This is a genomic window from Burkholderia sp. E168m23, from assembly GCF_016586125.1.
GTDB classification, from domain to species: Bacteria; Pseudomonadota; Gammaproteobacteria; order Burkholderiales; family Burkholderiaceae; genus Burkholderia; species Burkholderia orbicola.
The window spans coordinates 1-6,897 of sequence record NZ_BCPP01000315.1; the positions used below are offsets into that span (position 1 = coordinate 1).

Here is a 6,897-nt window from a genome sequence, read left to right on the forward strand (position 1 = left end):
GGACTTCATGCGATGCGACATAGTGAACACACTCCCGCACGTAGTCCGGAATGCGGATGTCGTTCGCCCATTCCGCATGGCCGCCCTTGTCGATGCTGTGGAGCATGCCGCCATAGACCGGCCCGAGGATCGCGCCGACGATGTAGGGCGCCGCCTTCTCCAGGCGGCTGCCGCCGAAGCCTGTCGACGCCACCGTATCGAGAATGCCCATGAAGTAGACGACCACTTCGGGACGCATCCCCTTCATGTTCTTCTTGTTCCACCAGAGCCGACCGCCGATGTTCTCGGCCAGCTGCTCGGTCAGCATGCGGACGAACGCCCGCGCCTCCGTGGCGCCGCGCGAGAAGCCGAACGCGGCCACGTTGATCTGGCTCACGGCCGGCATGTGGTTCGCCACGTGCTTTTCGAGCTCGCGGAGCATCCAGCGGATGCGCGCCTCGCCCTTGCTCGCGGCCGCCATGCCGAGCGCGCCGTCGATACCCTTGCCCGAATCGCCGACCTTGCTGCAGGGTGTGCCGACGCCCTCGACGTACCGGCCCATCGTGCGCGGATTGGCCTTGTTGAACGGGACATGAGCAAACATCGCGAGCTTGGCGATGTTGCTGTACTTGGTCTTCGCGACGTCCGTCGAACCGTTGCCGTCCTCGCCGTAGTTGTTGCCCGTGCCGTCGAAGAAGGCCGTGAACCACACGGGTTTCGGACACTCCTTGCATTGCTCGACCCGCAGCGGATCGAGCGCCTCGCGATGCCCGTTGCGGATCGAGTCCTCGACCGGCGTGATATCGGTGATGCGTCGAATGAGGGGGGGATTGCTCATGGCGGTTACGCTCCTGTTCCGGTCACGCGTCCAGCGTCAATTCCACTGGGCCGGCTTCTTGCGCCCATAGAACGGATTGGGAATTTCCTTCAGGCACGCGCGGTCGGTCAGCTTGCGCTGCGCGTCGCGCTTCGACAGGGCCACCTTCGGGTCCGGGCCGTCGGCGCCGAAATCCATGTCGCCTTCCACGCGGCCATCGGGGAAGAAGTGCAGCACGATACCGCCGCTCTTGTCCTTGACGGGCGGGCGCGTGACCGTGATCTCGCCTTCGCACCACGCCATCCCCGGCTGGGTTTCCCGGTGCGTGTACGGGTCGTAGTTCGCGGACGACGCTTCCATCGCGCGCTTGTCGACCACGCGCTCCCACCACACCTTGAACGTCTTCGGGGTCTTCCAGCGGAAATCCCACGCGAGACTCGGGCGCGAGCCGCCGCCGCCGGACCAGTATTTCGCGCTCCGCGGCGTGGCATGCGCGCCGTCGGCGCTCGCCGCGTCGTCGAGGCTGTTCTTGTCGGGCGGCAGCAGATAGACGCCGTAGATGTCGTAATCCGTATAGTTGAAGGACCCGGCGGTGATGATGTCGTAGTTCGGGTCGTTCCATTTGTTCACTTCGCCGGGCGCCAAACTGTCCTTCTCGGCATCGTTCACGCTCTTGCTGCACGCAGCCGTGGAAAAAACCATCACGGACAGCAAAGTGATCCAGCAGCGGTTCATATTGAACTTCCTTCTCTTCCAGTCGATTTCATTCGAGTCGCGTGGCGCACGCGCCATCACCCGGCCGCTTCCTGCATCCGCCGCCAGTCCTCCGCCGGCACCCGCGCCAGCGCCTCCGGAAACGCCTCTCCCTGCGCCACTGCGTCGAACACGGCGGCCATCGCCGGATGCTCGTCGAAGCGCGCGCCGTAGCGCAACGCCAGTTCGCAATAGATCAGCAGCGACGCCGCGCTTTCGGCGCCGTGCGCCTGGCAGCGTGCCAGTTGATCGCGCACGAAGCCGTAGTGCTGCGCGGCCGGCAATGACGCCAGCAGCGCGGGCTTTTCGACACGCAGCCGCTCGAGCATCGTGTACGGATAGCAGGCGGCGAGCAGATCGTCTTCCTGCGCCTGGGTCAACTGCAGCGGAAACTCGGCGGCCTGCCTGACGGTGGCGGGCGCGGCGATGTCCGCCGTCCGGAGCTGCAGCGCGGTATCGCGGTGAATCCAGTGCCGCACGCCCTGCGCCAGATACGCGCGATGGGCGGCGGGCAGCATGTCGAGCCAGAACGGCAGCACGCGCGGATCGAAGAAGCGCATCAGCATCACGCTCTCCATCTGCTCGAGCTGGACATCGACCATCGGCGCCAGATGCGCGGCCAGTCGCTCGAGCGACAGCGGCGACACGAGCACGCTCGCCGCCGGCCACGGAATGCCGGGCGGCTCGATCGCGTCCGCAGCCTCGGCGCTGTCGGCGGCGGGCTGCCATTCGAACAGCAGCGGCCCGACGACTCTCGCCTCGTCGTCGGCGTCGTCGAGCAGCGAGGCCGCGACGAACGCGGGCCACGACGCCTTGTCCTCGTCCGGCAACGTATCCAGCAATGCGCCGTCGATCAGGACGTAAGCGCGCAGCCCGTCCTGCGACAACAGCGCCGCCTGCAGCGCGTCGGCCGCCTGCGCGGCGATCAGGTCATTCGTCATGCGCGGCCCTGCCTCACGCCTTGGCCGCGAACGGCGACGCCATCGATGCCGCGTTGACCATGCACGGCGCGCACGCCGTGCCGGGGAACGCGCGCGCGGGCACCGGCAGGCTGTCCGGCCCGATGAACGTATGTGACGCCGCATGCGCGGTGAATTCGCCCTTGGTCCCGTGCACGATGCCGCTGCCGTTCCAGCGCGTATAGCTGGTCCCGCCGTTGATCAGGACTTCTTCTTTCGCGGTGATGGTGATGCGGTTCGCATCGACCTTCACGTCCAGCTTGGCGAGCACGTTGACGCTGTCCTTGAGCGCCTGGATGTCGATGTCGGCCGCGGCGGCCACGAGCCGGATGCCCTTCTCGAACGCGGCGACGCGCACCGCCTCCTGCGCGCTGACCAGCATGCTCTTGCCCGCGCCGATGCTCGTGTGGGCGCCGCTCGTCAACGCGACGTGCTGGTCGCTCGCGACATGGGTCGACCCCGTCGTCGTCGCCAGAATCCCCGCCGGGCTCGCGAGCGCGAGGAACGGCTGCGCGAACTCCGGAAACTCGCCCTGCTGCGGATTGCCGCCGCTGCCCCTCAGGCCGTCGTTCTGCGTCCTGAGCGCCTGATGGACGGCATCCTGATCGCCGGACTCCTGCGCCTTCACGTCGTGCGCGGACCCCGACAACGATTCGTGCAGGTCGTGCGCCTTGTCGAGGCGCGCGACGGTCTCGCCGATGTCGGTCGCATGGGCACGCGCGTCGTAGCGCGCCTCGCTGGTCACGAGCAGGCCCTTGGCCGCCCGTACCGCGCCATGCGCGTCGGTCCGCAATTCGAAGCCGCGGGCGCGCTGATCGGTGCGCCCCTGGGTCGCGTCGATGCGGACGTTGTGCCCGAGCGTCAGTTCGCTCGCGTCGGTATCGCTGCGCAGCTTCAGCTGGAGCTGCTGCGGCGTGTCGTCGAGCAGCACGTGGTTCGAGCGTCCGCCCGCCGCATTGCCGCCGTCGCCCGACAGCTCGCGACTGCGCAGGCCGGTCAGCACGTGCTGGTCGGGCAGCGCCCACGGCGGCATCCGTTCCGCGTTGTACGTGGTGCCCGACACGACGGGCCGGTCGGGATTGCCGTCGAGGCACATCACGAGCACCTCGCTGCCCACGCGCGGATGCGCGATCATGCCCTTCTCGCCGCCCGCCCAGCCGGCGGCCACACGAATCCGCGCGCTGATCTGCGCCGCCCGATCCCAGTGATAGACGATGCAGACGCGCCCGTACTCGTCGACGTCGACGCTGCCGGCTCCCTTCGCGCCGGCAACGGTCGCGGTTTGCGGCGCCAGCACGCGCACCGGTTCGCTGTTGAACCCGCGCCCCGGTCGCCACGGCGTACGTCGATGGCCCGCGACGAAGCGGTTGCGATACTCGGGCTTGCCGTCGGCCTGCAGGTAATTGTTCGCCGCTTCGTGACGGGCTTCGAGAATCAGGTACTCGTGATCCTGCGGGCTGCCCGACGCCACGCTGAAGTGATCGGACAGCTGGAACCAGCGCCCGGGCAGGATGCCGTGATGATTGCCGGCCGCGTCGAAACGCGTCGCGGCCGCCTCGATCTCTTCCATCCGCACACGCGCGAGCGCGTCGCCGGCGCGCGTCTGCTTCGCGAAGCCGTAGTGCCCCACGTATTCATGATGCTCGACCTGCGGCGCGACACCCGGCGGATGCAGCGTCGGAATCTGCGCGTGGGCCGCATGCGGCGCCTTGAAGTCGAACGCCGTCGCGCTGTAACTGCCGGCGGACAGCGACCGTACCGCGGACCATTGCGAAATGGCGTCGGCGGCCATCGGGCCGTCGTGCGTCTGGAAGCGGATCTGCGGCGAGCGGCCGTCGACGGCCGGGCACTGCACCGTGCTGTCGTCGCCGACGATCAGCTTCACGCCTTTCTCGTCATGCTCCCACCAGTACAGGAACCCGACGGCTTCCAGATGGCGAACGATGTAGTTCCAGTCGCTTTCGCCGAGCCCCCCGCCCTGGACGTTCATCGTGCGTGCCGGATCGTCGCCGCGCACGCGCCACTCCCACGACGGCGCGAGCCCCTGATAGTCGGCGAGCAGCGTGCCGATCTGCTGCTGCAGCGATTGGCCGAGGAACAGGCGGTTGTTCACGCGGGTCCGCAGGAAGTGACTCCACGGGCGCAGCACCGCGCGATATTCCGCGATCGAATCGTCGTTGCGGACCAGCGAAAACTCGGTGCAGTAACCGGTGAAATAACGCAGGCCGCCGTCGGGGCGCACCATCGACACCGCGAGCAGCTTGCCCAGCATGTCGGCCAGCGTGACGCCCGCCTCGCCCGACAACAGCGTCACCTCGAACGTGAAATCGATCCCGAGCCCCTCGTGCGCGACGAGACGCTCGGCCACCAGCCGCGCCGGACGTTGCCGCCCGTACGAGTCGGTCACCGACGGCGCGTCGTCGTGGGGGAAAGACAGCGCGAGCAGGCGTTTGTCTTGCTGGAAAAACGGGGTTCGAATGAATGCCGCCAGGTCAGCCATGACCGCCTCAGAATGATTTTTCGTTCGTGTGGCAGCGGCCCGCTGCCTCCCTTAATTTTGGGATGAAAGGATATCGTAGACAACGCGCCGCGACAACATTGACGCCATGCGTCATTTCCCTAACCTGGCACGGAAAATCGGTAATAAATACAGTGCCTTGCGCGCGGCGGGGCCGGCGCTCGAACGGAGGTCGCTGCCGTGATGACGTCACCGCGTCCGGCATGCCGGCGCACGCGCGCGAAACCCGCCGGTTGGTGCGCCGGCGGCGGAACCTCGCCACGTGCTCGCCGTCTCAACGCGACCGGCTTCACGTCCCGCAGTCCCCTCCCGTCACCCGCAGCTTACGGAGCAGAACATGGCACATCGCACCCTCGGTACATCCAGCATCCAGGTTTCGCCGCTCGCGTTCGGCGGCAACGTCTTCGGCTGGACCGTCGACGAAAACGCATCGTTCGCGTTGCTCGACGCGCTCGCCGACACCGGCATCAACTTCATCGACACGGCCGACGTCTATTCGGCCTGGGTTCCCGGCAACCACGGCGGCGAATCGGAAACGATCATCGGCAAGTGGCTCAAGCGCTCCGGCAAGCGCGAGCAGGTCGTGATCGCGACCAAGGTCGGGCTCCTCGGCACGCGCGCGGGGCTGTCGAAAGACAACATCCTGAAGGCCGTCGACGATTCGCTGCGCCGCCTGCAGACCGACTACATCGACCTGTATTTCTCGCACCGCGATCTCGCCGACACGGCCCCGCTCGAAGAAACGCTCGGCGCGTATCAAACGCTGATCGATGCGGGCAAGGTGCGCATCATCGGCGCGTCGAACTACAGCGGCGCACGGCTGCGCGAAGCCGCGGCCATCAGCGTGCGCGACGGACTGCCCGCCTACCAGGTCATCCAGCCCGAATACAACCTGCTCAACCGCGCCGACTACGAACGCGACCTCGAGCCCGTCGTGCGCGAGCTGAAGCTCGGCGTCGTCAACTACTACGCGCTCGCGAGCGGGTTCCTGTCGGGCAAGTACCGCAGTGAAGCCGACCTGAAGAAGAGCGTGCGCGGCGATCGCGTCGCCGGCTATCTGAACGAACGCGGGCTGCGCATTCTCGCGGCGCTCGACGCCGTATCGGCGAAGCACGGCACGCAGCCGGCCGCGATCGCGCTCGCCTGGCAGATCGCGCGGCCGACGATCACCGCGCCGATCGCGAGCGCGACGTCGCTCGAGCAGCTCGCGCTGCTCGGTGAAGCGATCCGCGTCACGCTCGATCAGGACGACGTTCGTCAGATCGACGAAGCCAGCGCGTCCTGAAGTCCGTGGCGCTGGCGGCGCCGGCCGTGGAACCGCATCGCGGTTCCACGGCCGGCCTGCGATGCGCGCCAGGTGAATGAATGCAATGGCGGGCAGCCGATGGCCGCGCGGTTCGACCGCGCTTCCTCGCGCCGAACCTGCACCACACCTCGCGCGCCGCAAACGAAAACGGCGCGTGATGCACGCGCCGCCGCCGAACCATCCGCAAACCGCCGTCAGCCCGCGGCCTCGCGCGCCGCATCGCGCAGCGCCATCGGCGACGCGCCGTAGCGCTCGCGGATCGCGCGGCTGAAATGCGCCTGGCTCGAAAACCCCCAGCGGAACGCGATCTCGCCGATGCTCGTCTTGCGCAGCCGCGCATCCGTCAGCTCGCGATGCGCGTGCGACAGCCGTTCCGACCAGATGTGCTGCGTGATCGACTCGCCTTCGGCCGCGAAGAGGCGGCCCAGATGCCGCAGCGACAGCCCGACCGCGTCGGCGACGGCCTGCGGCGCGAGCTCCGGCTCGCCCAGATGCGTCGCGATGTACTGCTTCGCGGTCAGCAGGTACGACAGCGACGCGCGCGAGGCGCCCGCACCGTTCACTT

6 protein-coding genes are annotated in these 6,897 nt (G+C 67.7%); 1 reads left to right on the plus strand and 5 read right to left on the minus strand.

Annotated features, from left to right (window positions below; genetic code table 11):
- The 4 genes from JMF90_RS17385 to JMF90_RS17400 form a co-directional block, all read right to left on the minus strand.
- On the minus strand, nucleotides 1–817 hold an 817-nt coding region (locus JMF90_RS17385; RefSeq protein ID WP_201325259.1), incomplete at its 3' end, for a phospholipase effector Tle1 domain-containing protein.
- A gap of 36 nt (nucleotides 818–853) precedes the next feature.
- Nucleotides 854–1,531: a DUF3304 domain-containing protein gene (locus tag JMF90_RS17390; protein ID WP_041489444.1), complete on the minus strand. Its 678-nt coding sequence runs from the start codon at nucleotides 1,529–1,531 to the stop codon at nucleotides 854–856.
- A 56-nt stretch (nucleotides 1,532–1,587) separates the two neighbouring features.
- Nucleotides 1,588–2,490, minus strand: coding sequence for a DUF4123 domain-containing protein (locus tag JMF90_RS17395; RefSeq protein ID WP_011548721.1), 903 nt, complete (start codon nucleotides 2,488–2,490; stop codon nucleotides 1,588–1,590).
- A gap of 13 nt (nucleotides 2,491–2,503) precedes the next feature.
- Entirely contained in the window at nucleotides 2,504–5,008 is a 2,505-nt protein-coding gene (locus tag JMF90_RS17400; RefSeq protein WP_011694927.1) for a type VI secretion system Vgr family protein, read from the minus strand.
- Between the two features lie 355 nt (nucleotides 5,009–5,363).
- On the opposite strand from JMF90_RS17400, the gene JMF90_RS17405 reads away from it, so the two are divergent.
- Nucleotides 5,364–6,311, plus strand: coding sequence for an aldo/keto reductase (locus JMF90_RS17405; RefSeq protein WP_011548723.1), 948 nt, complete (start codon nucleotides 5,364–5,366; stop codon nucleotides 6,309–6,311).
- Nucleotides 6,312–6,526: 215 nt separating this feature from the next.
- Here JMF90_RS17405 and JMF90_RS17410 read toward each other — a convergent pair.
- The coding region (locus JMF90_RS17410; RefSeq protein ID WP_201325260.1) for a helix-turn-helix domain-containing protein at nucleotides 6,527–6,897 on the minus strand (371 nt) is incomplete at its 5' end.

Coding starts and splice junctions, on each gene's coding strand:
- JMF90_RS17390 (WP_041489444.1), bottom strand. CDS start 1,531: ATGAACCGCTGCTGGATCACTTTGCTGTCCGTGATGGTTTTTTCCACG.
- JMF90_RS17400 (WP_011694927.1), bottom strand. CDS start 5,008: ATGGCTGACCTGGCGGCATTCATTCGAACCCCGTTTTTCCAGCAAGAC.
- JMF90_RS17395 (WP_011548721.1), bottom strand. CDS start 2,490: ATGACGAATGACCTGATCGCCGCGCAGGCGGCCGACGCGCTGCAGGCG.
- JMF90_RS17405 (WP_011548723.1), top strand. CDS start 5,364: ATGGCACATCGCACCCTCGGTACATCCAGCATCCAGGTTTCGCCGCTC.